This is a genomic window from Acinetobacter sp. YQ_14, assembly GCF_043102985.1.
GTDB lineage: Bacteria > Pseudomonadota > Gammaproteobacteria > Pseudomonadales > Moraxellaceae > Acinetobacter > Acinetobacter venetianus.
In genome coordinates this window covers 11,993-37,404 of sequence record NZ_JBICJJ010000015.1, presented here as the reverse complement: position 1 = coordinate 37,404, position 25,412 = coordinate 11,993, and the positions used below count along the sequence as shown (strand labels likewise).

The window sequence follows — 25,412 nt, the reverse complement described above, 5'->3', positions numbered from 1 at the left end:
GTGAGCGGATATGGGCATTTCAGCTTTAAATAAAATTAAAGTTTTAGGTTCAGAATTATTTGATGCAGTTGTTGGTGCTGAACAACCCAAAATGTATTATGACCCAAAAGGAAAAATTAAAAATACACTCGAAAAGCTACCCCAGTTACGAGAAAAATATCGCCCAACGCCGTGGTTGAGTAATACCCATCTTCATTTACTTTATTTTGATGTGATTAGAAAGAAAACTATAAAACTTGAGTATGATCGCGTTGACCAACTGACGATGCAAGATGGAGGAATCACTGCGATAGCATGGTATGGATATGATTTACCAGCAGAGACTCCAACAGTGGTGATCATGCATACAATTACGGGAACACCTGAAAGTATGCGTGAGCTTGTCAAAGATTTACATGAATATACAGGATGGCGCATCGCACTCTGTTTGCGCCGTGGTCATGCAGGTTTACCTATGCCTGTCCCGCGTATTTCCTTGTTCGGATCGACGAGTGATCTTCGGGAACAGTTACTGCATATTCAAAGTTTATTCCCTCAAACAGAACTATATGCGGTTGGCTCTTCTGCGGGAACTGGATTATTGGTTCGGTACTTGGGAGAACAAGGCTCTGACACACCTTTCAAAGCAGCTTTTGCGATGTGTCCCGGTTACAATACGGAAATTGGATTTAAAAATGTTCATCCGTTTTATAGCAAAATGATGACTAAAAAGTTATTCAAATATTTTATTCAACCTTATCAAGATATGTGGAATCAGGTTTCTTCAATTGAGAAAGTACTTGCAACTACGAATTTAGAGGAATTTGAGAAAGTTTATTTTGAAATGGCGGGATATCAAGATTATCAAAGTTATTGCCAAGCCATAAATCCAATCTATGTTTTTGAGAATATCAAAATTCCGTTGATGATTCTAAATGCTGAAGATGATCCTGTGTGTTCAATTAAAAATTTAGAACCTTATAAAGATGCGATTCAGCAGATGGATAATATTGCGGTTGTAACGACGAAGAAAGGTAGTCATTGTGGTTTTTACGAAAGCTTTAGTGCTAAATCTTGGGCTTCGCGTTTAATTGCAGACTTCTTTAAAAGTACAACTTAAGAGAATGAATGAATAAAAAAGCCAGTTGGAGGCAACTGGCTTTTCAATCTAATGAATAGATTAATTATTTAAAGCAGGTGTTGCTGCCGCAATAGCAGCTGCTACAGCATCATCTTCAGTTTGAGATGGACTAGTAGAGCTTTGAGTTTTTACAGGTTGTTCTACTTTGGCTGGTTTTGGTTGTTCAGTACGTGGAGCTTCTTGAGTAGCTGTGTCATTAGAAGTTTGTGCTGGACGAATTTCAGTCGTTGTGTTTTCAGTTTCTTCACGAGTTGTTTCAATTACAGGAGCAGGAGACTCTTGTGTATCTGCGCTTTCTAAAGCTTGAAACTCTTGAGCTTTTTCTGGTTCAGGTTGTTGAGTTTCTTGAGTCTCAGTCGCCTGTTCTTGCTGCTCTTCGTTTTTAGGTTCTTCTTTTTTCACACAAGCCGTCAATAAAAGACCTGCTGCAAGTGCTGCACAAATTAAAAGTTTTTTATTCGCCATTGCCAAAACAACATATTAAATAAGGACAGCGGAATTATAGCAGTAAAATTATCAGAGTGAATCACTGATCATTATTCAGTTTGTTGATATTTTATAAACGCTTAACCAATTTTCTTTTCTAAAGAAGCTTCGAATAGTTCATTTCATAGGTTATTTTCTGACAGATTCAGTATTTTGGGTTAGAGAAAACTAAATTAAGTATGAAAATTCCACAAATCCCATAAATTTTTATCGAAAATGCTGATAGAATAACCAGTTGTTTATAGTTCTTTGAATTGATGCGGTTTGACTTTGCTTTATAGGGGCAGAGTACAGTAAAATTGCCCAACATTGTAGGCCGATTTCGGCTCGATTGTACGAGAAACTCAATGACCCATTTTATTTTTGTCACTGGTGGTGTTGTTTCATCACTAGGTAAAGGTATTTCTGCTGCTTCTGTTGCTGCACTTTTGGAAGCTCGTGGCTTAAAAGTCACTATGGTAAAAATGGATCCATACATTAATGTCGATCCAGGTACCATGAGCCCATTTCAGCACGGTGAAGTTTTCGTCACAGAGGATGGTGCTGAAACTGACTTAGATTTGGGATATTACGAACGTTTCTTACGTCGTGCAAAAATGACTAAGTTGAATAACTTTACAAGTGGTCGTGTATATCAAGACGTTTTAAATAAAGAACGTCGTGGCGACTATCTTGGTGGTACTGTTCAAGTTATTCCACATATCACAGATAATATTAAAGAACGTGTGCTTCGTGCAGGCGAAGGTTATGACGTTGCGATTGTAGAGATTGGTGGTACTGTAGGTGATATCGAATCACTTCCATTTATGGAATCAGTACGTCAGTTAATGGTTGAGCTTGGTCATAAGCGTACGATGCTTATGCATTTAACTTTATTGCCATATATTAAATCTGCTGCTGAGTTAAAAACTAAACCTACACAACATTCTGTAAAAGAACTTCTTTCTATTGGTATTCAACCAGACATTTTAATCTGCCGTACAGAATATGATGTAGATGCTGATACAAAACGTAAAATTGCATTGTTTACGAATGTTGAAGCGCGTGCAGTTGTTGTATGTAAAGATGCAAAAACAATTTATCAAATTCCTCGTAACTTCTCCGAACAAAAGGTTGACGATTTAATTTGTGAACGTTTTGGTTTTAATGATCTTCCTGAAGCAAATCTTGAAGATTGGGACAATGTGGTAGAAGCATTATTAAATCCTGAATATACCGTTCGCGTCGCGATGGTTGGTAAATACGTTGAATTGCCAGATGCATATAAATCTGTCAATGAAGCGCTTTTACATGCAGGTATTCAAAATCGCGTTAAAGTTCAAATTGACTACGTCAATGCTGAAGATCTAGAACAACAAGACATCAATGTTTTGAGTACGGCTGATGCAATTCTTGTACCGGGTGGTTTTGGTGAGCGCGGTACAGAAGGGAAAATGCGTGCGATCCAATATGCTCGTGAAAACAAGATTCCTTTCTTAGGTATTTGTTTAGGCATGCAATTGGCTGTAATTGAATATGCTCGTAATGTTGCTGGTATTCCAGAAGCAAGTTCTACTGAGTTTAATCGTTCTACAAAGTCTCCATTAATTGGCTTAATTACTGAATGGTTAGATGAACGTGGCGAATTACAACAGCGTAGTCTTGAATCAGACTTAGGCGGAACGATGCGTTTAGGTGCTCAAAAGTCTGAATTGGTTGAAGGCACAAAAACACGTGAAGTTTATGGTAAAGCTGAAATTACTGAACGCCATCGCCATCGTTATGAAATGAATGATCGTTTCATTCCTACGCTTGAAGAAGCGGGTATGAAAATTTCAGGTTATTCTTCAGTACAGCATTTAGTTGAAACTGTAGAAATTCCTGAACATCCTTGGTTTATTGCTGTACAATTCCATCCAGAATTTACAAGTTCACCACGAGATGGACATCCATTATTTGCTGGTTTCATTGATGCTGCAAAAAAACAGCACAAACAAGGTAAATAAGGCAGTTCTTTAAATAAACTGGGAAAGTTTAAATGTCACAATTAAAACCACAAGAAGTTGTACGTTTAGGCGATATACAAATGGCAAATCATTTGCCATTTGTATTATTTGGCGGAATGAACGTACTCGAGTCAAAAGATTTAGCATTTGAAATTGCTGAAACTTATATTGATATCTGCAAACGCTTAGAAATCCCTTACGTGTTCAAGGCAAGTTTTGATAAAGCGAACCGTTCAAGCTTAACTTCTTTCCGTGGACCGGGTTTAGAAAAAGGGATTGAATGGCTTGCGGATATTAAAAAACAATTTAATGTTCCAATCATTACTGATGTACATGAACCACATCAAGCTGCGCCAGTTGCTGAGGTAGCTGACATCATTCAGCTTCCAGCATTTCTAAGTCGTCAGACTGATTTAGTTGAAGCAATGGCGAAAACTCAAGCCATCATCAATATTAAAAAAGCACAATTTTTAGCTCCACATGAAATGCGTCATATCTTGCATAAATGTTTAGAGGCTGGAAATGACAAGCTTATCCTTTGTGAGCGTGGCTCAGCATTTGGTTATAACAACTTAGTGGTTGATATGCTCGGCTTCGATATCATGAAAGAAATGAATGTTCCTGTATTCTTTGATGTGACTCATGCATTACAAACACCAGGTGGTCGTGCTGATTCAGCAGGTGGTCGTCGTGCTCAAATTACGACTTTAGCCCGTGCTGGTATGGCGACTGGACTTGCTGGTTTGTTCTTAGAAGCACATCCAGATCCTGAAAAAGCGAAATGTGATGGGCCTTGTGCTTTACGCTTATCACAGCTTGAGCCTTTCTTGGCACAATTAAAAGAATTGGATACTTTAGTTAAAGGATTCAAAAAGTTAGACACTCATTGATGCAGCTATTTGCATCTTGTTATTCAATCAACAGAGGAATTGTTCATGAGCCAAATCGTTGACATTCGTGCACGCGAAATTTTGGATTCTCGTGGTAACCCAACCATCGAAGCAGACGTAATTTTAGAATCTGGTGTTGTTGGTCGTGCATGTGCACCATCTGGTGCTTCAACTGGTTCTCGTGAAGCTTTAGAACTTCGTGACGGTGATAAATCTCGTTACCTAGGTAAAGGCGTTCGTACTGCTGTTCAAAATGTAAATAGTTCAATTCATGAATTACTTGTTGGTCAAAATGTTTTTGAGCAAAAATTGCTTGATGACAAAATGATTGCATTGGATGGTACTGAAAACAAAGAGAAATTAGGTGCAAATGCAACTTTAGCAGTATCTTTGGCTGCTGCTCGTGCTGCGGCATCTGAACAAAAACTTCCATTGTTCCAATACATAGCAAACTTACGTGGTCAAACAACTTTGACTATGCCTGTTCCAATGATGAACATCTTAAATGGTGGTGAACACGCTGATAACACTGTTGATATTCAAGAGTTCATGATTGAGCCTGTAGGTTTTACTTCATTTGCTGAAGCATTACGCTCAGGTGCAGAAGTTTTCCATGCTTTGAAATCTGTACTAAAAAAACAAGGTTTAAATACTGCAGTTGGTGATGAAGGTGGTTTCGCACCGAACTTACGTTCTAACGAAGAAGCCATTCAAGTTATTCTTCAAGCGATTGAGTTGACTGGTTATAAAGCTGGTTCAGATATGATGCTTGCTTTAGACTGCGCATCTTCAGAATTCTATAAAAATGGCCAGTACGTTTTAGAAGGTGAAGGTAACCGTGCATTTACAAGCCATCAATTTGCTGATTATTTAGCTGGGCTTGTAAATCAGTATCCTATTATCTCAATTGAAGATGGTCTTGATGAGTCTGATTGGGAAGGTTGGAGCTACTTAACATCAATTCTTGGCGATAAAATCCAATTGGTTGGTGACGATTTATTCGTGACGAATCCTAAGATTTTACAACGTGGTATTGATGAGAAAGTAGGTAACTCTATCCTTATCAAATACAACCAAATTGGTACATTAAGCGAAACCTTAGATGCAATTTACCTTGCTAAAGCAAATGGTTATTCAACTGTAATCTCTCATCGTTCTGGTGAGACAGAAGATTCAACAATTGCTGATTTAGCTGTTGGTACAGCAGCGGGTCAAATTAAGACTGGTTCACTTTGCCGTTCTGACCGTGTTGCGAAATATAACCAATTGCTTCGTATTGAAGAATTAACGAAAGCAGCTTACCGCGGTAAGGCTGAATTCAAAGGTCTAAAATAAGGTCAATTTATCTATGTTGAATACTTTTGATCATCTTTCTTTACAAAAGAGAGAAACTCTGCAAATTCATAATCCTATAGAATTTGCGGATAATCTTCCTTTGAGAAAGATGTAGAGAGTTTTTCATGATAGAGATGTTTCGATCTACTTCAAGTAAGTTGATTTTGTTGCTTGTAATCGCATTGGTTACAAGCTTACAGTACCAATTTTGGTTTGGTGAGGGAGGCTATCTTGCTCACCAAGCGCTTACGCAGCAAATTACCCAACAATCAGAAATAAATACTGAGCTTAAAGAGCGAAATCGTATTTTAGCGGCCGAAGTTTTTGACTTAAAAAATGGCACAGAAGCGATTGAAGAACATGCTCGTCTTGATTTAGGTTTAGTTAAACCTAATGAAACTTTTGTTCAAATGAGCACAATTAGCACTCATTACAAGCCAATTTATATTGATCCAAATGCAAAAGTAGATACAGCGACGAATGAAAACCCAGACTAAACTGTGGGCGGTTGTACCAGCAGCAGGTTCTGGTAGTCGTTTTTCTAAAACAGAATTAAAGCAATACCAATATATTCATGATCAGACTGTACTTGAACATACAGTTAATCGCCTTAACTCTCTCGATTTAGCTGGTTGCGTGCTTGCGATAGGCGAACAAGATAACTTTGCAAAAACGCTCTCTTTTCAAAATCAAAACAAAGTACATTTTTGTTTAGGTGGAAAGGAGCGTGTTCATTCGGTTTTAAATGCCTTAATCTATTTATCTGAGATAGCGGCAGATGATGATTGGGTGCTTGTTCATGATGCAGCAAGACCTTGCATAACTCAGCAGAATTTAGAGCAATTGGTTGTATCTGCGATTAATGCAGATCAAAGTTCTATTTTAGCAATACCTGTTCGTGATACTTTGAAATTGGTTCAAAGCAATAATCTGATTGCAAAGACCGTAAGCCGTGACTTATTATGGCAAGCTCAAACGCCTCAAATGGCTAAATTAAAAACATTAAAATCTGCAATTGAAACTGCTTTGGCAGACAATGTTTTAATTACTGATGAAGCAAGCGCTCTTGAATATGTAAATGAACTCGTACAAGTTGTACAAGGTCGTTCTGATAATATTAAAATTACTTATAGTGATGATTTAGAGCTTGCTCGTTTAATTCTTCAGTCGCAAAATCCATAGTTAAAGTGTAAATACAGGTCATATCAACCATAGTATCGCAGATAAATAAGTTGAAAATTAAAGCTTTTAACATCAATATAAATGACAACTATTTCACTATTTGTTAAATTTGAATAACATACTTTATAACGGATCAACAAATGAAAAAATTATTACTTGCAGGTCTTTTTACATTTTCTTTAGTCGGCTGTGCAACGACACCCGACCAACCACAAGATACCATGCAAGAAACTATACGTTATTCTTCTAGTCCTTGTTTTGGCGCTTGCCCAATTTATTCTGTAGAGGTTTCGCCATCTGGGGCTGTGCACTTTGATGGTAAGCAATATACGAAAGTTATTGGTACTCAAGATCTTACAGTTGATCCTTCTGTTTATAAAAAGCTCCAACAGGAACTTAAGACATATCGTCCTGAAACTGGTGCGAATGTCAAAACAACAGGTTGTGTGCAAACTGCTACTGATCAACCTAGTGCTTATTTTTGGTGGAAACGCCCAGATGGTACTGTTACGCGTTTAAGCCATTATCAAGGTTGTATTTCTCCAGCAAATGCTGAGTTAAATAAGTTAATTGAGAAATTACCGACATTGATTGGAATTGAAGATTTAGTACGTTAACTGATGCTGTAAAATTAGACAAAATTCGCAGTTATGTTAGTATAACGATACAACGCAATAATGCGGAGGGTTCACAAATGACAGCTTTTACAAACATGCAAATGACAATGCAAGAAGAAGATAATCTTCCAAATCTTGCTGTTCAAGCATTTCGTGATGCTTTTAAGCAAGCTAGTGAATCTTCTACTGTCGTTTTCGCAAAAGATCATCAATTAATTGAGAAGCTACCTTCTGGTAAGATTAATGTGATTAAAGATATTTCTGCGGCATATACGTCGATTACAGCAACTCAAAAAGTATTTAAGCGTAAGAGAAAACAGGCTTTTATATAATAAATGCGTCAACCTCGTATTCGTATGTTTGCTGGGCCAAATGGTTCTGGTAAAAGTACAATAAAAGACTATTTATTGCCCCGACATATCGGGGCATATTTAAATGCAGATGAATTAGAAAAAGTCTTAAATCAAACACAAGTTTTAGATTTAGAGAGCTATCATAATCACCTTGAGCCACTAAAACTGCTTGAGTTTTTACGAAGTAAGAAGAAAAAATTAAACCACAATACATTTGCTTTACTTAGTCAAGAACCTCAGCAAATAAGTGAAAAGAAAATACGTTTTGCTCATCAAGATGTTGATTCATATTTAGCGGCTCGAATTATTGATTTTATTCGTTTAGAGTTTCTAAGATTAAAAATAAGCTTTACTTTTGAGACCGTGATGTCTCATATCAGTAAAGTCGAGTTCTTGAAAGAAGCCCAAGCTCAAGGATTCAAAACATACTTATATTTTGTCTCTACTGTAGATCCTGAGATTAATATTGCTCGAGTTAAATATCGAGTAAGCACAGGCGGGCATCCTGTACCAGAACAGAAAATTCGTGATCGATATTTTAGAAGTATGGATTTACTTATGCAGGCGGTAGAAGTTACAGACAGAGCATTTTTATTTGATAATTCATCTGATGGACAAAAAGCTGCTTTTTTAGCTGAAATAGAACATGCAGAAATATTAAAATTAAATCAAGTGGTTACTGAATTTCCAATATGGTTTGCAGATAAAGTTCTTTCAGAGTTTGAATAATTTGTATCAAAATGAATAAATAGCTTTAATTATTATACTTAATAATATATTATAAAAACATATAGTGTATTGGGCAAAGCAAATGTCTAGCATCATCTCAGCTTTAATCGGTGGTGGAATCCTCGGAATCGCAGTCGTAGGCTACCTCTATGTAAACGGTCGGATTGCGGGTATTAGCGGTCTACTCGCACAAGTATTACAACCAAAATCACTTTTAGCGAATCCAGCATTTTGGTTCTTGCTTGGATTATTTCTCACGCCATTTTTGTATGGATTGTTTGTACAACCTGAAATTAAGATTAATGCAGCTCCATTTAGCTTGATCATCGCAGGTCTTTTAGTTGGCTTTGGTACACGTTTAGGTTCAGGCTGTACCAGTGGGCATGGTATCTGTGGTATGAGCCGTCTATCAATACGCTCAGTGATTGCAACGATGACATTTATTCTTGCTGGCATTGTGACTGTGTATGTGATTCGTCATGTTTTAGGAGCGGTAATATGAAAAATGTATTCGCTTTTATCTTTGGTAGCTTATTTGCTCTAGGTTTAATGATCTCGGGCATGTCGAATCCAGAAAAAGTTCTAGGATTTTTAGATATTTTCGGTCAGTGGGATATTAGTTTAATGTTTGTGATGGTTGGCGCAATTGCAATCGCGATCATTCCATTCCAAAAAGCAATCCGTAATCCTAAAACCTTGTTTGGTGAAAAAATTTCTTTACCTACAAATACCCAAATCGACAAAAAGTTGATTTTAGGAGCAGTCATATTTGGTGTAGGTTGGGGAATTGCTGGGATCTGTCCAGCACCAGCAATTACTTTAATTGGTTTAGGTTATTCTGAAGCTTGGTATTTTATTGCTTCAATGTTACTGGGTATTTTCATTCACCGTTTATGGGCTGAACGATAGGAGCGTAAACATGCAACATCCTCAAGTTAAAGCTTTCTTTGATGAAAACACCAATACTTTTAGCTATGTGGTCAGTGATCCACAGACATTACAATGCGCCATTATCGATAGCGTGTTGGATTATGATCCAGCATCAGCTTCAACATCGACACACAGCGCTGATCATATTATTAAGTTTATTCAAGAAAATCAGCTTAAAACTGAGTGGATTTTAGAAACACATGTCCATGCGGATCATCTCACAGCATCTCAATATCTAAAATCGCAACTTGGTGGAAAGATTGCCATGAGCGAAAAGATTAGTATTGTTCAAGAAACATTTAGCGCAATTTATAATATTGATATTAAAACGTTGAATAGCCATCAAACATTTGACTATCTTTTTAAAGATCATGAGCATTTTAAAATTGGTGATCTAGATGCGTATAACATTCCGACGCCAGGACATACGCCTGCGTGTCTAAGTTATGTCATTGGTGATGCAGTTTTTGTTGGAGATACGTTGTTTATGCCCGATTATGGAACTGCACGTTGTGATTTTCCGAAGGGCAGTGCGGATATTTTATTTGAGTCAGTGCATAAGCTTTATCAATTACCTGACCAGATGCGAGTTTTTTTGTGCCATGACTATAAGCCGATCGGACGAAATGAATATCAATCTGAAACCAGTATTGCAGCGCAAAAACAGACAAATATTCATCTTAATGTGAATACTCAAAAGCAAGATTTTGTTCGCATGCGTAATGCTAGAGATGCAACGCTATCCATGCCAAAATTGATTTTGCCATCTATTCAAATCAATATGGATGCTGGTCGTTTTCCTGAACCCGAACCGAATGGTATTCGTTATCTGAAACTGCCTTTTAACTATTTTAAGCACTAATTTTTAATAAATGTCATTTTACGGAATGGCATTTTTATATTTCTAAAATAGCCTAAGCAAAATTAAGTTGTAATTTTTAGAAATTTTGGATACCTCTTAAATAGCAAGAACAAATATAAATCTCATTATTAAAAAACCAAAATATAAGAACTTAAACAAAAAATCTTTGTATTCAATAAAAAAGCTATGCTACAAATACATCTCATTTTAGAACTTGCAATATTATAAGGTAATTTAATGACCACCATCTATTTAGTCAGACATGGTCAAGCTTCTTTTGGCAAAACAAATTATGATGAGCTTTCAGAAAATGGAGAAGCTCAAGCCAAAATCTTAGGGCAATACTTTAAAAAAACGATAACTGAACAGCCACTGATTATTTCTGGAGCAATGCAACGTCACTAACAAACAACTCAAATCGCATTAAATGAGTGTTTTCCTCAGGCTAATTATCAAACTAGTGCTTTGTGGAATGAGTTTAATCATCAACAAATTTTTTCACGTTATGAGCCTAAATTTGAACAACCAGAGTTATTGAAACAAGAGATTCATAACGAAATAGATCCAAGAACTTATTTAGCACAAATTTTTGATCAAGCGATACAACGTTGGACAGATGAATCCTATCTTCATGAATATGACGAGTCATGGATTGTATTCAAAACTCGTGTAGAAGTTGCATTACAAAATTTATGTACTGAATTGCAAAACACTCAAGCAAAAGAAGCTATCGTATTTACTTCTGCTGGAGTGATTTCAGTGATTGTAGGCAAATTACTTGAGTTAAATGTACAACGTACTTTTGCCTTAAGCTGGTCGATTGCAAATACGAGTATCACAACTTTAAAGCTATTAAATGATGAACCACAACTTTTTAGTATGAATGAACATCAGTTTATTAAATCACAAAATCCAGATCTTTTGACATGGTTATAATTGAGGTTTAAAGATTTTGATCGAAGTAGAAACACATCCATTAAAGCCATTTTTGCCTTCCAATGCAAAGTTGTTAATGTTGGGAAGTTTTCCTCCACCTCAAAGTCGTTGGAAAATGGACTTTTATTATCCAAATTACCAAAATGACATGTGGCGAATATTTGGTTTAATCTTTTTTAAAGATAAAAATTATTTTTTAGATTTAGCCAATAAAAATTTTCAAGAGCAAAAAATTCGTGAATTTTTGACTGAAATTGGTGTGGGGATATTTGATACGGCGTTCCAAGTAAAACGTCTACAAGGTAATGCGTCAGATAAGTTTTTAGAGATCGTTACACCTACTGACCTCGCTCAATTGCTTAAACAGATTCCGAAATGTCATACCATTATGACAACAGGAGATAAAGCTACCGATACATTGATGCTACATTTTCCTGAGCAGAGTAATAAGCCCATGATTGGTCAGTCGGTACAAGTGAATTTTGAGAGTCGTGAGCTCAATTTATACCGTTTACCATCTTCATCGCGTGCATATCCATTGGCTTTAGAGAAAAAAGCAGAAGCTTATCAGCATTTTTTTGAGCGGATTGGTTTGGTTTAATTATAAAAGCAGGGGAAATTAATGAATGATGTCGCTAGCCCAATTGACTTACGTAATTATAAGGATGCTGTGGAATGGCAAGATACGGCGAATGTGAAACGCCCGTGGAGAAAGGATTTCTTTGAGTATTATTCCAGTCTGATTAAGCGTCATGCTTTTGATTCATGTCATATTTTGGAGTTGGGAGCAGGCCCTGGTTTTTTAGCACAGCATTTGCTATCACAATTGTCTGATATTAAATATACAGCTTTTGATTTTTCTGAGGCTATGCATCAGCTTGCACAACAGAAGTTAACTTCTTCTCAGCAAGCAAGAACCAATTATCTCATTGGGAATTTTAAAGAGCCTGATTGGCAAAGCGCTATAAAGCAAAAATATGACTTTATTATTATCCATCAGGCATTGCATGAGCTTCGACATAAAAAATATGCTGCCGATTTCCATATAACAGTAAAAAAATTATTAAAACCTAAAGGTTATTACTTGGTCTGTGACCATTTATGTGCGCCTCATGCCATGCAAAATGATCAACTTTATATGAATAAACAGAAGCATATCGGTGCTTTAAAGGAGGCATCTTTTGAAAATATTAAGATGCCTTTAGAAATAGAAGGATTGTGTTTATTTGAGATGAGTTTAGATTAAATTTTCCATCATTCTTGGATATTTGATCCATCTAAAATCATTGATTTTGATGTCACGGACATGGCTAAAATCAGACCAGATCAGTTGACTGCCTTTTGTCCATTGCAGTGGTTTCACACGCTGTTCTACTGCTAATTTCTCTTGTTCAGTGGCTGGACGTAAATCCCCAATTTCGACATATAAACGAACGCCTGGATAATCACTAAAATTTCCTTGAATCAGTGAGCTTAGCCAGAAAAGCTTTCCACTATTAACTGCTTGAATACAGGCTTTAGGATTTTGAATTAGATTTTCTGCTAATTTTTCAGTAAATGTATCAAATAAATAAGCAGTTTGATTCTCATTGAGAAAAACGGTGCCGATAGGCGTAATATTGGGTTGACCATATTGATCGACTGTAGCAATTGAAACATGCATTGATGTCTTTTGTGCAAGTTTAAAAATTTTTTGAATATTTTTCCAGTCTTTTTCTAGAATCATGTGCTTGTCCTTATTATTGTTTCTCAAGGTAATTTAGCACAACAAAGTTGAAATAATATCGCTATTTGATCTTTTCTTATTTGTCAATTCGGCAAATTTTACTATGTAGAAAAGTTGATTTACATCATCCATTCCACTGGAAAATAAGACACAAAGTGCATGGTAAAACGCTGAAATTTCGTGCTTTCAGGATCATGATCATGTTTTATCACTTTACCATCTGATCTATGTTCATACCAAACAATATTGCCATTTTCATCAAGTTTAAGTTGGTAAGCGACTTGTAATAAATGTTGATCAAGCAAAGCTGTAATTTGATCTTGTAAATGATCTGACTCAACTACTAAGCCAACTTCAGTATTTAAATGAGCAGAGCGAGGGTCAAAATTAAATGAGCCAATAAAAACTTTACCATCAACATCAAAAAACTTGGCGTGTAAGCTAGAACGGTTTTTACCTTTTTTAGGAATTACGCTACCAGTAGCGATTTCGTACCACGTCCGTTTATTGCGTTCAATATTTGGCTTAAATTCATAGAGTTGCATACCATTTTTTAATAATGGTTTACGGTATTTACTATAAAAAGAATGCACAACAGCGACATCATTTGCCACCAAACTATTGGTTAAAACTCTTACTTTGATGCCATTCTGAGAAAGCTCACTGAGATATTGGGTACCACGTTGCGTTGGAACGAAATAAGCAGAGACAAGCTCCATATGCTGTGCGGGTTTTCCCATGATTTTTAAAACTTGGGAATACAATAATTCCTGATCTTTTGCTTTTCCCAAGGCTTTATTGGGATGATCTGCTACAAAATGTGCCTTTGCCCATTGAATAGGGTAGTTTTGCAGACGAATTTTTAAATAATCTTGAGCGGCCTCTAACTTTTCTTCTGTAGGTGTATTCACTTCATCCAAAGCTTGATAGGTTAGTTTCAAACTTTCTAATTGTTGTGGTTTACCATCACCCAAAAGTTGTTCTGTTGAATAACTGAGAGGATCACTCCAGAATTCTTCAAACACTTGTTCAGCACGATCTACGGCTTTGCCGTAGAAGAGAATGTCCATATCACTAAACTGGAACTGATCACTTGCTTCAAAATATTCACTACTAATGTTACGACCACCAGTTACTGCAATAGAAGCATCGGCAATCGTTAATTTATTGTGCATACGATGATTGATACGATTTAGTCTAAACACATAGTCAATAAAACGTAAATGTCTAAATTTATATGGATTGAAAATTCGAATTTCAAAATTTGGATGTTGTGAAAGGGCTTTCAAGGTTTTATCGAGTTTAACGCCATTCTGATCATCGATTAACAATCTAACTTTAACGCCTCGATCAGCTGCATTAAGCAATTCATGCAGCATCATTTTACCAATGGCATCGTCATTCCAAATGTAATATTGTAAATCGAGATGATGTTTTGCATTTCGAATGAGATGAATACGCGAGGCAATACTTAAAAAGGCATCATCTAATGCTAAAAAAGCCGTTAAACCGTTTTCAATATTAAGATCGGCTTGAGGATCATTCATCCATTTTGTTTTTGTTTGCAAGGATTTACTCCGATCATGGATTTGATTGGGAGGCAATGAACAGCCACTTATTCCTAATATGATAACAAGCGTTGTAATCTTGAAATGGTATGAATTGTTTATCATTTTATTTATCAAGCGTATGAATCCAATAGCAATTTGCATGTGATTGATTTTGTTATATATCTAAATGCTTTTTGTTTCCAAGGGTTAAATGTAATTGGTAATTTAATCAATGATTTATAGTTTTAATTCAACTAACTAAATAAGGTTGTTAAAGCTAAATAAATAGAATATTAAATTATATAAATCAATAAATATTGAGATAAAGTACTATACTGGTGTATAGTATATTTTTAGATTTAATGTGGTCGACATTATGCCTAAACAGATAGAGGATAAAAAAAAGATTCTCACACGCGTAAGAAGAATCCAAGGTCAAGTTCAAAGTGTCGAGCGAGCTTTGGAAAATGATGCAGAGTGTGCTGATATTTTGCAGCAAATCTGTGCAGTTCGTGGTGCTATAAATGGTTTGATGACTGAACTTCTCGAAATTCATTTAAAAGATACATTGGTTGTCGGTGAATCTTCGGAGTTGCAACGCAGTCAAGAGCTAACTCAGGTCAGTAAAATTCTTAAATCTTATTTAAAGTAAAATTCAGGAGTATCATCGTGATTAAATCTCGTGCAGCTGTTGCTTTTGCCGCTGGTGAACCATTACAAATCGTAGAACTTGATGTTGAACCACCTAAAGCAGGTGAAGTCCTCATTAAGATTAGCCATACTGGGGTATGCCATACGGATGCTTTTACTTTATCTGGTGATGATCCAGAAGGTGTTTTTCCAGCTGTATTGGGACATGAAGGTGCGGGTGTCGTTGTGCAGGTCGGTGAAGGTGTAACCAGTGTTACTGTTGGTGACCATGTTATTCCACTATATACGGCAGAGTGTAAAGAGTGTTTATTCTGTAAGTCAGGTAAAACTAACCTTTGTGTTGCTGTACGCGCAACTCAAGGTAAAGGTGTGATGCCTGATGGTACAACACGCTTTTCTTATAATGGTCAACCGATCTATCACTACATGGGCTGTTCTACTTTTAGTGAATATACGGTTGTTGCTGAAGTATCTTTGGCCAAAATCAATCCAGAAGCCAATCATGAACAAGTATGTTTGTTGGGCTGTGGTGTAACGACAGGTATTGGTGCGGTACACAACACAGCTAAAGTACAAGAGGGTGATAGTGTTGCTGTATTTGGTTTGGGCGGTATCGGTCTTGCGGTTGTGCAAGGTGCCCGTCAAGCCAAAGCAGGACGAATTATTGTAGTTGACACTAATCCTGAAAAGTTTGAACTTGCAAAACAGTTTGGCGCGACTGATTGCCTAAATCCAAAAGATTATGATCAACCAATTCAACAAGTGATTGTTGAAATGACAGGTTGGGGAGTAGATCATTCATTTGAATGTATCGGAAATACCAACGTTATGCGTTCAGCTTTAGAATGCGCACATCGTGGTTGGGGGCAATCTGTGATTATCGGTGTTGCTGGTGCTGGCCAAGAAATCTCAACACGTCCATTTCAGTTAGTGACTGGCCGTAAATGGATGGGTACAGCATTTGGTGGCGTTAAAGGACGTACACAATTGCCAAAAATGGTTGAAGATGCAATGAAGGGTGAAATTCAACTTGAACCATTCGTAACGCATACTATGCCATTGGAAAATATCAATGAAGCATTTGACTTAATGCACGAAGGTAAATCGATTCGTACAGTGATTCATTTCTAAACCGTATTATTTAAAATAGATGATGCGCAATGTGTCATCTATTCTTTGGGTTTAAATTAATGTCAAAACCTCGTTTAAAACTACATGTCCGAATATTTTCTAATGATGAGATTGCATTTGGTCCAGGTAAAGCTGATTTATTAGAAGCAATTCAACGAACAGGTTCTATTTCTCAAGCAGCAAAGTCAATGAACATGAGTTATCGACGCGCATGGCAGCTTGTAGATACCATGAACCAATGTTTCGACTCAACACTCGTTGAGACTCAAACGGGCGGAACGCATGGTGGTGGTGCAGTCGTAACTGAATTCGGTCAAACGGTCTTAAAAAAATTTAGAATAATGGAGAATCAAGCTGCGCAAGCGATCCAACAGGATTTTGATGAATTGTCAGGTTTATTAAAACGAACAGAATAACCCAGATATTGAAGATTTATAAAAATAATAATGCACAGTTTAGAAGCAAATTTGCTTATGCCTTTTTAATTTGCTGGATTATGGAGCAAGCAAAATTCATAGAAGCTCTTTTTCGTATCATCGCAAAGCAAAAATTTTTGATGAAAATTATGAAATAACGATAAATTACTATTTTTTATAGTAAAAATAAGGTTGGCATACTTTCTGCATTTATTAATTCAAACTTGTATACAAGATAGGATTCATAAAGTGCGTGAGATAAAAACTTTAGGCTGGACAGTTTCTGAATGGCAAACAGCTTATTTAAAAAATGAAATCCAGTTAGATAACTTGAAAGAATTAGTGACGGCAATTGATCCACAAGATTGTGCGTGGATTTCAGTAGCAAGTACAGATTTAATTGAACAACAGATCCAAGCACTGAACGCTTTAACTCAAAACGCTGAAGACTTACAAAAACAATTTCCATTATATGGCGTCCCGTTTGCAGTTAAAGACAATATTGATGTTACAGGCTTTGTGACGACAGCAGCATGTAAAGCTTTGACTCAAATTGCCGACCAAGATGCTGAGACAGTTCGTTTGCTCAAACAAGCAGGTGCGATTGTGATTGGGAAAACCAACCTCGATCAATTTGCAACAGGTCTTGTTGGAACACGCTCTCCATTTGGTGCAGTGCCAAATACCTTTAAATCTGAATATGTGAGCGGTGGTTCAAGTTCAGGTTCAGCAAGTGTTGTTGCAAGAGGCTTTGTTCCTTTTGCTTTAGGAACTGATACGGCTGGCTCTGGTCGTGTTCCAGCGGGATTTAACAACATTGTTGGATTGAAACCAACCAAAGGCCGTTTTTCTAATCGTGGTTTATTGCCTGCATGCAAAACGCTGGATTGTATTTCAATCTTCGCATTGACTGTGAGCGATGCTGAGCTTGTCGCCAATGTTGTTGAGGCATACGATGCACTCGATAGCTATTCAAGAAAACATCCTAAAAATGTTCCAGCACGCTTTTCGAACAAAATGAAATTTGCTGTGCCAGTACAACTTAACTTTTTTGGTGATATTCAAGCAGAAACTGCATTTCAAAAAACAATTCAACTGCTTGAATCACTGAATGCTGAAATCACAAACATTGATTTCTCAGATTTTGAAAAACTTGCTGCTCAACTTTATCAAGGCTCATGGGTTGCGGAACGCACAGCAGCCGTTGAAGCCTTAATCAAAACCAATGCTGATGATTTTGATCCAACTGTTTTAGAAATCATTCAACAAGGTGAAAAATATACGGCGATCGATGCATACAATGCTGAATATTTAAAACAAGATTTAGCACGAAAAATTCAAGAAACATTGGCTGAATTTGATGCCTTAATCGTACCAACAACACCGACGATTTATACCATTGAACAAGTACAGCAGCATCCGATCGAGTACAACGCACATTTTGGAACGTATACCAACTTTACCAATCTTGCTGATTTAAGCGCATTGGCTTTACCCGCAGGCTTTAGAGCAGATCATTTACCCTTTGGCATTACCTTGATTGCACCTGCTTGGTACGATGCTGCGCTCGCGCATTTTGGTAAAGCTTGGCAAAACTATTTAGCGCTGAAATTAGGTGCTTTAGACAAAAGTGTACCGTCAAATAGCTCGACTGTTATTTCTCCACATCATATTCGCGTTGCTGTGGTCGGTGCGCATCTAACGGGCATGCCACTGAATTTCCAACTCACCACACGTGATGCAGTTCATGTGGAAACCACAAAAACCTCTAAGAATTATGCGCTTTACGCACTCAATGGAACGATTCCGCCTAAACCGGGCTTAGCACGTCAAGAAGATGGTCAAAGCATTATCGTTGAATTGTGGGATGTGCCAACAGCGCGTTTTGGCGAATTTGTAGCAGAAATACCAACACCTTTAGGCATGGGGAATGTCGAACTAGAAGATGGTCGTTGGGTGAAAGGCTTTATCTGTGAGCCTTATGGCTTAGGTGATGCGGAGAATATTAGTCACTTTGGCGGTTGGAGAGCTTACATCCAGTACCGCAATAGCCAAACTGCAAATACAACACTTTAATTTTTTGGGGAATCATCATGTTTAAAACTGTACTTATTGCAAACCGTGGTGAAATTGCTGTTAGAGCAATTCGAACACTTAAAAAATTAGGCATTACCAGTGTAGCTGTATATTCAGACAGTGATCGTTACGCGCAGCATGTTGAAGATGCTGATATTGCTGTTGCTTTAGAGGGTTTGAAACCCGCTGATACCTATTTGTGTATTGAAAAGCTGATACAAGCTGCGAAACAAACAGGCGCAGAAGCAATTTTTCCCGGCTACGGTTTCTTGTCTGAAAGCGCTGATTTTTCACGCGCATGTGAAGAAAATAATATTGCTTTTATGGGGCCAACGGCGGAGCAAATTTTAGAGTTTGGGTTAAAGCATCGTGCGCGTGAGTTGGCGGCCGCTGCAAATGTGCCGATGACACCGGGAACAGGATTGCTGGATAGTTTGCAAGAGGCTTTGGCTGCGGCTGATCGAATTGGTTATCCGATCATGTTAAAAAGTACTGCTGGTGGTGGTGGTATTGGTTTAACACGTTGCGATACTCCACAAGCATTAACGGATGCCTATGAAAGTGTAAAACGCTTAGGTGAACAGTTCTTTAAAGATGCAGGTGTATTTATTGAATGCTTTATTGATAAAGCACGCCATGTCGAAGTTCAAATTTTTGGTGATGGTCAAGGTCAAGTGGTTGCATTTGGTGAACGAGATTGTTCATTGCAACGACGTAACCAAAAGGTAGTCGAAGAAACACCTGCTGCAAATCTACCAGAAGCAACCCGCAAAAAATTGCATCAGGCGGCGGTGGAACTCGGACAATCTGTAAACTACCGCAGCGCGGGTACAGTTGAGTTCATTTATGATGCAAAACGTGATGAATTCTATTTTCTGGAAGTCAATACACGTTTACAAGTTGAACACCCTGTGACTGAAATGGTGACAGGCTTAGATTTAATTGAATGTATGTTGAAAGTTGCTGCTGGCGATGAATTGGACTGGAATTATTTAAGCAATATTCAGCCGCAAGGTGCTGCAATTGAAGTTCGTATTTATGCCGAAGACCCAGCGAAAAACTTCCAGCCAAGTCCGGGTGTTTTGACCGAAGTTGCATTCCCAGAAGATATTCGTGTTGATACATGGGTGAAAACGGGAACAGAAATATCGCAATATTTTGATCCAATGATCGCCAAAATTATTGTCCATGCAGATGATCGTGCAGCTGCAATTGAAAAGTTAAAAACAGTATTGGCTGAAACTCGCTTAAATGGCATCAGCACCAACCTAGATTATGCTCGTGCCATTGTGTCGGATGAGCGTTTTGAAAGTATGCAAATCTGGACACGGATGCTCGATGATTTTAACTATGCACCGAATGTGATTGAAGTCGTACAAGCAGGTACTTTGAGTTCGATCCAAGATTATCCGGGTCGTACAGGATATTGGGATATTGGTGTACCACCATCAGGTCCAATGGATGATTATGCATTTCAGCTTGCCAATCGAATTGTAGGTAATGATGCAAAAGCCGCAGGTTTTGAATTTACCCTTGTCGGGCCAACATTAAAGTTTCACGCAAATACAACGATTGCACTCACCGGCGCAAGCTGTAAGGTATTGCTGGATGAAACTGAAATTGATTTTTGGAAACCCATTACAGTTAAAGCAGGTCAAACTTTAAAAATTGGACAAGTTGAATCAGGTTGCCGTACTTACTTAGCTGTACGTGATGGTTTAGATGTTCCATTGTATTTAGGTAGTCGATCAACATTTGCACTGGGTAATTTTGGTGGTCATGCAGGGCGTACTTTACGCGTTGGTGACATGATCAAGTTAGTTGATCCTGCATTCGCCAGTGTCGAGCTACCTGTTGCAATTGATACACCACAAGCATTATCGACTGATTTAATTCCTGAATATGGCAATGAATGGGAAATCGGTGTTTTATATGGCCCGCACGGCGCACCTGATTTCTTTAAACCTGAATATATAGAAGAATTTTTTGCATCTGAATGGACAGTACATTTTAACTCAAACCGTTTAGGTGTCCGTCTTTCTGGCCCTACACCAAGCTGGGCACGAGAAAATGGCGGTGAGGCAGGTCTACATCCATCCAATGTGCATGACTGTGAATATGCCATTGGTGCGATCAACTTTACGGGTGATTTTCCTGTCATTTTGGCAAAAGACGGCCCAAGCTTAGGCGGTTTTGTTTGTCCAGTCACCATTGCTAAAGCAGAACTGTGGAAAGTCGGACAGCTCAAAGCAGATGATAAAATTCGTTTTTATCCGATGTCAGTTGAGCAAGCAAATGCGCTTGAGCTTAAGCAAAAAGCCAATATTGAAAACTTTGCAAACGCTGAAAATGCTGCTGAAATTATTGAACCCACTGAAAATGTCAGTACCACCATTTTAGCGCAACGTGATGAAACAGACGTTTCCCCAAAAACAGTTTATCGCCAAGCAGGTGATAGTTATATCTTGCTTGAATACGGTGAAAATGTTCTGGATTTAGCATTGCGATTACGCGTACATCAATTGATTCAAATGATTTGTGATGCTGACATTGCAGGGGTATTGGAACTGTCTCCCGGTGTGCGTTCACTACAAATCAAATATGATGGTCTCGTGATTCCACAAGCTGATTTAATTAGCAAACTTCTTCAGCTTGAAGCAGAAATGGGCGATTTGAGTAACCTTAAAATCCCATCTCGTATCGTTCATTTACCTATGGCATTTGAAGATAGTGCAACACTAGGAGCTGTTGAACGTTATCAAGAAAGCGTATGTGCCAAAGCACCTTGGTTGCCAAATAACGTCGATTTCATCCAACGCATTAATGGTTTAGCACATCGTGATGAAGTCAAAGATATTATCTTTGATGCCAATTATTTAATTTTGGGTTTAGGCGATGTGTATTTAACTGCGCCATGTGCTGTACCCATCGATCCACGCCATCGTTTATTGAGCTCAAAATACAATCCTGCGCGTACTTTTACGGCTGAAGGCACTGTGGGTATTGGTGGGATGTACATGTGTATTTACGGTATGGATTCACCCGGTGGTTATCAATTGGTTGGACGTACTCTGCCAATTTGGAATAAGTTTAAGAAAAATAAACAGTTTGGTGACAAGCAATGGTTTTTAAAATTCTTTGACCAAATTAAATATTTCCCAGTCACTGAGGATGAGCTGAATCAATGGCGCGCAGATTTTGAAAATGGCCGTGCTGAAATCAAAATTGAAGAGACTGAATTTGATTATGCCGCTTATGTAAACTTCTTGGAAAATGAAGCAGAGAGTATCGCTGCATTTAAAGAGAAACAACAACATGCATTTACAACGGAAGTCAGTCGTTGGAAAGAAGAGTTCTCAACTCAGGCAGAAGAACAAATTGAACTTCCAAATGACGTGGATTACAGCCATCTTTCCTCACTTAATGCTTCTATGACAGGCAATATCTGGAAAATTTTTGTAGAAAGTGGGCAAGAGGTTAAAAAAGGTGAAACTGTTGCTATTATTGAAGCAATGAAAATGGAACTCCCTGTGTATGCTGAGGAAGATGGCATAGTGAAAGCAATTATTTGTCGCGCAGGGCAAACTGTTCACAGCGGTGAACCGTTGGTGTATATGGAATAGGTGCCAATGAAAGAGACAAAAATAACAACTAAAGGCTCAGACAGCTTGTCTGAGCTGGTTTACCAACGCATCAAGAATGATATCTTCGATTTCAAATTGATGCCCGGTGAACGCTTTACTGAGTCCGAAGTTGCAAAAGCCTATGATGTGAGTCGTACCCCAATCCGACAAGCATTGTATCGTTTGCAACAGGAAGGCTATGTTGATGTGAGTTTTCGCAGCGGTTGGCAAATCCGACCGCTGAATTTTCGTTATTACGAAGAACTTTATGATGTGCGAATTGTGTTAGAAAAAGATGCTATTCGAAAACTTTGTTATATCGATCATCAAAACTCGGTTGAACTGTCTGTTTTAAAAGATTTTTGGATGGTTGAACCAAGCCAATATTTGAAAGATATCAAGCAACTTTCTCAGCAAGATGAAGATTTTCATTGTGCTTTAGTTCGTGCTTCTGGAAATAATGAAATGGCACGGATTCATCGAGACTTGAGTGAACGCATTCGTATCATTCGTCGCTTAGATTTTTCCAAAGATTATCGTGTTGAAGCCACATATCAGGAGCATCAAAAAATTTTAGGTTTTATCTTTAATCGAAAAGTCGATGAAGCGATCAATGCAATCGAAGCGCACATCATGCAAAGCCGTGATGAAGTCAAAAAGATTACCTTGCAGATGTTGGATTCGAGTCAGTTTTATTAAACTTTTCCAATTTTCAAAAAGATTTATTTTTATGGAAACTGTTTTTGTTATGCCTAATTCTGCATAAAACTATCAGTTTCTGTTGTTTTACTATTTAATAATAAAAACCAAATTCGAAATCATCAGATCACCTATGATGAATCAACAACAGCTCATTCCTTTATTCCTTAAACTGGTCCGTAAAGAGGGCTTCTTTGTTACAGCGATTGATGGTATTACGCTGATGCGCGTAGATCACAACACACCTCCAATTTCAGTATTGCAAGAACCAACGCTTGTTTTCGTTTTACAAGGTAAAAAGCGCGGATATATAGCAAAAGAGACTTATTCATTTGAACAAGGTGAATGCTTAATCGTATCTGTTTCAATGCCATTCGATTGTGACACGATTGCAAGTTCAGAACAGCCGATGATTGCTGTTAGCATGAAGTTAGATGCCGATACCGTGAATGAATTGCTTGCTAAAACTTATTTTGAGAATTATCAATTTACCCCACTCACAACTGGGATGAGTGTCATTCAATACGATGAAACAATTTCATCTGTACTTTTGAGACTATTAAATACCTTAACTTCCGAACAAGACATATTAATTCTCGGAGATCAAATTAAGCGTGAGCTGTTATATCGAGTTATTCAACACTCTGGGGCAGATGCTTTAAAGGGGCTTGTTGTACAGGGAAATCTAAGACCTATTTATAAGATTTGTGAATATATTCAACATCATTTTACTGAAAAATTGACAGTTGAAATGCTTGCTGAACAAGCAAATATGAGTACATCTGCCTTTCACAAAGCATTTAAACAAGTTACTCAACATTCACCACTACAATATTTAAAAGTTGTTCGGTTGCATAAGGCAAAACAATTGTTGCAAAACGCAGACCAAAGTGTTGCCCAAGCCGCTTATGCTGTTGGTTATCAAAGTTCTTCTCAATTTAGTCGAGAGTTTAAAAAGCAGTTTGGTTTTTCTCCTAATCAGACTGAAGTAAATATAGATAAGGAATGATTAAATCATGAATCAGAATAGTAGAGAACAAATGCAATATATCGAAATTACTGAAGCAGGCGGTCCTGAAGTTCTAAAAGTTGTACAGGGTGAGAAACCTGAGATTAAAGAAGATGAAGTATTAATTGAAGTTTATGCAACGGGTATAAATCGACCAGATATTTTACAGCGGCAAGGACTTTACCCAATGCCTAAAGGCGTAACTTTAATTCCCGGTTTAGAAGTTGCAGGTGTTATTGTCGAAGTTGGTTCGGAAGTAGAAAACTTTAAAGTTGGTGACAAAGTCTGTGCACTTACCAATGGCGGTGGTTATGCAGAATATTGTGCAGTACCCGCTAATCAAACCTTAACAATGCCCAAAAATTTAAGTTTTGTAGAAGCAGCCGCTATTCCAGAAACTTATTTTACAGTTTGGGCAAATTTATTTCAGATCGGTCATTTAAAAAAGAATGAAACAGTGCTTATTCATGGTGGAGCAAGCGGAATTGGCTCAACAGCAATTAGTCTATGTCATGCGATGGGTATTCAATCTTATTCTACAGTTGGACATGATGATAAAGTCGAAAAATTGGCTTCTATGTCAAATGTTATCAATTACAAAACCCAAGATTTTGAAAAGGAAGTTTTAGCATTAACTGATGGAAAAGGGGTTGATGTCATTCTCGATATCATTGGAGCAGCTTATTTCAATCAGAACTTGCGATTGTTAAAACGTGATGGTCGATTGGTCATTATTGGCTTTATGGGTGGTCGAAAAGTAGATGGTTTTGATATTCAAGAGTTAATGTTGAAACGAGCTGTCGTGACAGGATCGACCATGCGAGCCAGAACAAATGATGAAAAAGCAAAAATTACTCGAGAGCTTGAGCAATTTGTTTGGCCATTGATTGAAGCAGGGCAATGTAAACCAATTATTTATAAAACATTTGCTTTTGAAGACGTTGCTCAGGCACATCAGTGCCTTGAGAGCAGCCAACATATTGGTAAAGTGGTATTAGAACTTAAATCTTAGTTTATGCCTAATTATGTTCATTCCATGCCTGTTTATATTCAAAACTTGAGCATGGCGAAGGCTTTAAGCAGTATGTGTTTAAACAAAACATGTG

The 25,412-nt window shown here is 37.6% G+C and carries 25 protein-coding genes and 1 pseudogene; 23 read left to right on the top strand and 3 right to left on the bottom strand.

The features are described 5' to 3' along the window. The first annotated feature begins 10 nt into the window (after nt 1-10). On the top strand, nt 11-1,099 hold the full coding sequence (locus ACF8D3_RS07805) for a YheT family hydrolase (RefSeq protein ID WP_392470986.1): 1,089 nt from the start codon (nt 11-13) through the stop codon (nt 1,097-1,099). A gap of 60 nt (nt 1,100-1,159) precedes the next feature. Here ACF8D3_RS07805 and ACF8D3_RS07800 read toward each other — a convergent pair whose 3' ends face one another. Then, nucleotides 1,160-1,585, bottom strand: a complete 426-nt coding sequence (locus ACF8D3_RS07800) for an internalin (protein WP_392470985.1) — start codon at nt 1,583-1,585, stop codon at nt 1,160-1,162. Nucleotides 1,586-1,953: 368 nt separating this feature from the next. Between ACF8D3_RS07800 and ACF8D3_RS07795 the strand changes: the two genes are divergently transcribed. The 14 genes and pseudogenes from ACF8D3_RS07795 to ACF8D3_RS07730 all read left to right on the top strand — a co-directional run bounded on the left by ACF8D3_RS07795 (nt 1,954) and on the right by ACF8D3_RS07730 (nt 12,671). Then, on the top strand, nt 1,954-3,591 hold the full coding sequence (locus ACF8D3_RS07795; protein ID WP_007483082.1) for a CTP synthase: 1,638 nt from the start codon (nt 1,954-1,956) through the stop codon (nt 3,589-3,591). A 32-nt stretch (nt 3,592-3,623) separates the two neighbouring features. Further along, entirely contained in the window at nt 3,624-4,481 is an 858-nt protein-coding gene (kdsA, locus tag ACF8D3_RS07790; RefSeq protein ID WP_007483084.1) for a 3-deoxy-8-phosphooctulonate synthase, read from the top strand. 45 nt (nt 4,482-4,526) lie between these two features. After that, a complete protein-coding gene (gene eno / locus ACF8D3_RS07785) occupies nt 4,527-5,816 on the top strand; it encodes a phosphopyruvate hydratase (RefSeq protein ID WP_004879735.1) in 1,290 nt (429 codons plus the stop codon). Between the two features lie 125 nt (nt 5,817-5,941). After that, nucleotides 5,942-6,313: a cell division protein FtsB gene (gene ftsB, locus ACF8D3_RS07780; RefSeq protein WP_004879733.1), complete on the top strand. Its 372-nt coding sequence runs from the start codon at nt 5,942-5,944 to the stop codon at nt 6,311-6,313. After that, the gene (gene ispD, locus ACF8D3_RS07775; protein ID WP_392470984.1) at nt 6,297-6,998 is read left to right on the top strand and encodes a 2-C-methyl-D-erythritol 4-phosphate cytidylyltransferase; all 702 of its coding nucleotides are present in this window, start codon (nt 6,297-6,299) and stop codon (nt 6,996-6,998) included. The genes ftsB and ispD overlap by 17 nt, the downstream gene beginning before the upstream one ends. 140 nt (nt 6,999-7,138) lie before the next feature. Continuing rightward, a complete protein-coding gene (locus ACF8D3_RS07770; protein WP_004879729.1) occupies nt 7,139-7,615 on the top strand; it encodes a DUF6438 domain-containing protein in 477 nt (158 codons plus the stop codon). 77 nt (nt 7,616-7,692) lie between these two features. Beyond that, nucleotides 7,693-7,947, top strand: a complete 255-nt coding sequence (locus ACF8D3_RS07765) for a hypothetical protein (RefSeq protein ID WP_392470982.1) — start codon at nt 7,693-7,695, stop codon at nt 7,945-7,947. Between the two features lie 3 nt (nt 7,948-7,950). Continuing rightward, entirely contained in the window at nt 7,951-8,697 is a 747-nt protein-coding gene (locus ACF8D3_RS07760) for a zeta toxin (RefSeq protein ID WP_061391999.1), read from the top strand. Nucleotides 8,698-8,779: 82 nt separating this feature from the next. After that, on the top strand, nt 8,780-9,199 hold the full coding sequence (locus tag ACF8D3_RS07755; protein ID WP_392470981.1) for a YeeE/YedE family protein: 420 nt from the start codon (nt 8,780-8,782) through the stop codon (nt 9,197-9,199). Continuing rightward, the gene (locus ACF8D3_RS07750) at nt 9,196-9,606 is read left to right on the top strand and encodes a DUF6691 family protein (protein ID WP_023012819.1); all 411 of its coding nucleotides are present in this window, start codon (nt 9,196-9,198) and stop codon (nt 9,604-9,606) included. Before ACF8D3_RS07755 ends, ACF8D3_RS07750 begins: the two co-directional genes overlap by 4 nt. Before the next feature lie 10 nt (nt 9,607-9,616). Next, entirely contained in the window at nt 9,617-10,489 is an 873-nt protein-coding gene (locus ACF8D3_RS07745; RefSeq protein WP_023012818.1) for an MBL fold metallo-hydrolase, read from the top strand. 237 nt (nt 10,490-10,726) lie between these two features. Beyond that, nucleotides 10,727-11,425: pseudogene (locus ACF8D3_RS07740) on the top strand (histidine phosphatase family protein). A gap of 16 nt (nt 11,426-11,441) precedes the next feature. After that, nucleotides 11,442-12,026 carry a uracil-DNA glycosylase family protein gene (locus tag ACF8D3_RS07735; protein ID WP_392470978.1) on the top strand — a complete coding sequence of 195 codons (585 nt, stop codon included), beginning with the start codon at nt 11,442-11,444 and terminating at the stop codon, nt 12,024-12,026. Between the two features lie 21 nt (nt 12,027-12,047). Next, entirely contained in the window at nt 12,048-12,671 is a 624-nt protein-coding gene (locus ACF8D3_RS07730; protein ID WP_392470976.1) for a class I SAM-dependent methyltransferase, read from the top strand. Here the strand turns inward: ACF8D3_RS07730 and ACF8D3_RS07725 are convergent. Together ACF8D3_RS07725 and ACF8D3_RS07720 are read right to left on the bottom strand one after the other, a co-directional pair. Next, complete coding sequence (locus ACF8D3_RS07725; RefSeq protein WP_019384544.1) at nt 12,663-13,151, bottom strand: pyridoxamine 5'-phosphate oxidase family protein; 489 nt, start codon at nt 13,149-13,151, stop codon at nt 12,663-12,665. The two genes, ACF8D3_RS07730 and ACF8D3_RS07725, sit on opposite strands and share 9 nt — an antisense overlap. Nucleotides 13,152-13,270: 119 nt before the next feature. Next, a complete protein-coding gene (locus tag ACF8D3_RS07720; RefSeq protein WP_392471079.1) occupies nt 13,271-14,779 on the bottom strand; it encodes a phospholipase D family protein in 1,509 nt (502 codons plus the stop codon). Between the two features lie 298 nt (nt 14,780-15,077). Here ACF8D3_RS07720 and ACF8D3_RS07715 point away from each other — a divergent pair, with 298 nt between their 5' ends. The 8 genes from ACF8D3_RS07715 (at nt 15,078) to ACF8D3_RS07680 (ending at nt 25,318) form a co-directional block, all read left to right on the top strand. Then, nucleotides 15,078-15,353, top strand: coding sequence for a metal/formaldehyde-sensitive transcriptional repressor (locus ACF8D3_RS07715; RefSeq protein WP_061524995.1), 276 nt, complete (start codon nt 15,078-15,080; stop codon nt 15,351-15,353). A 20-nt stretch (nt 15,354-15,373) separates the two neighbouring features. Beyond that, nucleotides 15,374-16,483, top strand: coding sequence for an S-(hydroxymethyl)glutathione dehydrogenase/class III alcohol dehydrogenase (locus ACF8D3_RS07710; RefSeq protein ID WP_392471077.1), 1,110 nt, complete (start codon nt 15,374-15,376; stop codon nt 16,481-16,483). Between the two features lie 59 nt (nt 16,484-16,542). Continuing rightward, entirely contained in the window at nt 16,543-16,899 is a 357-nt protein-coding gene (locus ACF8D3_RS07705) for a winged helix-turn-helix domain-containing protein (RefSeq protein WP_392470975.1), read from the top strand. A gap of 249 nt (nt 16,900-17,148) precedes the next feature. After that, nucleotides 17,149-18,975 (top strand): allophanate hydrolase, encoded by a 1,827-nt coding sequence (atzF, locus tag ACF8D3_RS07700; RefSeq protein ID WP_392470974.1) that lies wholly within the window; start codon nt 17,149-17,151, stop codon nt 18,973-18,975. A gap of 17 nt (nt 18,976-18,992) precedes the next feature. Then, nucleotides 18,993-22,598, top strand: coding sequence for an urea carboxylase (uca, locus tag ACF8D3_RS07695; protein WP_392470973.1), 3,606 nt, complete (start codon nt 18,993-18,995; stop codon nt 22,596-22,598). A gap of 6 nt (nt 22,599-22,604) precedes the next feature. Further along, nucleotides 22,605-23,297 (top strand): GntR family transcriptional regulator, encoded by a 693-nt coding sequence (locus ACF8D3_RS07690; RefSeq protein ID WP_004879699.1) that lies wholly within the window; start codon nt 22,605-22,607, stop codon nt 23,295-23,297. A 133-nt stretch (nt 23,298-23,430) separates the two neighbouring features. Further along, nucleotides 23,431-24,306 (top strand): AraC family transcriptional regulator N-terminal domain-containing protein, encoded by an 876-nt coding sequence (locus ACF8D3_RS07685; RefSeq protein WP_392470971.1) that lies wholly within the window; start codon nt 23,431-23,433, stop codon nt 24,304-24,306. 7 nt (nt 24,307-24,313) lie between these two features. Continuing rightward, entirely contained in the window at nt 24,314-25,318 is a 1,005-nt protein-coding gene (locus tag ACF8D3_RS07680) for an NAD(P)H-quinone oxidoreductase (protein WP_023012809.1), read from the top strand. Nucleotides 25,319-25,412: the final 94 nt, after the last annotated feature.

What these genes read in the sequence shown, in the direction of transcription:
- ACF8D3_RS07805 (WP_392470986.1), top strand. Translation starts at nt 11, where the DNA reads ATGGGCATTTCAGCTTTAAATAAAATTAAAGTTTTAGGTTCAGAATTA.
- ACF8D3_RS07800 (WP_392470985.1), bottom strand. Translation starts at nt 1,585, where the DNA reads ATGGCGAATAAAAAACTTTTAATTTGTGCAGCACTTGCAGCAGGTCTT.
- ACF8D3_RS07795 (WP_007483082.1), top strand. Translation starts at nt 1,954, where the DNA reads ATGACCCATTTTATTTTTGTCACTGGTGGTGTTGTTTCATCACTAGGT.
- kdsA (WP_007483084.1), top strand. Translation starts at nt 3,624, where the DNA reads ATGTCACAATTAAAACCACAAGAAGTTGTACGTTTAGGCGATATACAA.
- eno (WP_004879735.1), top strand. Translation starts at nt 4,527, where the DNA reads ATGAGCCAAATCGTTGACATTCGTGCACGCGAAATTTTGGATTCTCGT.
- ftsB (WP_004879733.1), top strand. Translation starts at nt 5,942, where the DNA reads ATGATAGAGATGTTTCGATCTACTTCAAGTAAGTTGATTTTGTTGCTT.
- ispD (WP_392470984.1), top strand. Translation starts at nt 6,297, where the DNA reads ATGAAAACCCAGACTAAACTGTGGGCGGTTGTACCAGCAGCAGGTTCT.
- ACF8D3_RS07770 (WP_004879729.1), top strand. Translation starts at nt 7,139, where the DNA reads ATGAAAAAATTATTACTTGCAGGTCTTTTTACATTTTCTTTAGTCGGC.
- ACF8D3_RS07765 (WP_392470982.1), top strand. Translation starts at nt 7,693, where the DNA reads ATGACAGCTTTTACAAACATGCAAATGACAATGCAAGAAGAAGATAAT.
- ACF8D3_RS07760 (WP_061391999.1), top strand. Translation starts at nt 7,951, where the DNA reads ATGCGTCAACCTCGTATTCGTATGTTTGCTGGGCCAAATGGTTCTGGT.
- ACF8D3_RS07755 (WP_392470981.1), top strand. Translation starts at nt 8,780, where the DNA reads ATGTCTAGCATCATCTCAGCTTTAATCGGTGGTGGAATCCTCGGAATC.
- ACF8D3_RS07750 (WP_023012819.1), top strand. Translation starts at nt 9,196, where the DNA reads ATGAAAAATGTATTCGCTTTTATCTTTGGTAGCTTATTTGCTCTAGGT.
- ACF8D3_RS07745 (WP_023012818.1), top strand. Translation starts at nt 9,617, where the DNA reads ATGCAACATCCTCAAGTTAAAGCTTTCTTTGATGAAAACACCAATACT.
- ACF8D3_RS07730 (WP_392470976.1), top strand. Translation starts at nt 12,048, where the DNA reads ATGAATGATGTCGCTAGCCCAATTGACTTACGTAATTATAAGGATGCT.
- ACF8D3_RS07725 (WP_019384544.1), bottom strand. Translation starts at nt 13,151, where the DNA reads ATGATTCTAGAAAAAGACTGGAAAAATATTCAAAAAATTTTTAAACTT.
- ACF8D3_RS07715 (WP_061524995.1), top strand. Translation starts at nt 15,078, where the DNA reads ATGCCTAAACAGATAGAGGATAAAAAAAAGATTCTCACACGCGTAAGA.
- ACF8D3_RS07705 (WP_392470975.1), top strand. Translation starts at nt 16,543, where the DNA reads ATGTCAAAACCTCGTTTAAAACTACATGTCCGAATATTTTCTAATGAT.
- uca (WP_392470973.1), top strand. Translation starts at nt 18,993, where the DNA reads ATGTTTAAAACTGTACTTATTGCAAACCGTGGTGAAATTGCTGTTAGA.
- ACF8D3_RS07690 (WP_004879699.1), top strand. Translation starts at nt 22,605, where the DNA reads ATGAAAGAGACAAAAATAACAACTAAAGGCTCAGACAGCTTGTCTGAG.
- ACF8D3_RS07685 (WP_392470971.1), top strand. Translation starts at nt 23,431, where the DNA reads ATGATGAATCAACAACAGCTCATTCCTTTATTCCTTAAACTGGTCCGT.
- ACF8D3_RS07680 (WP_023012809.1), top strand. Translation starts at nt 24,314, where the DNA reads ATGAATCAGAATAGTAGAGAACAAATGCAATATATCGAAATTACTGAA.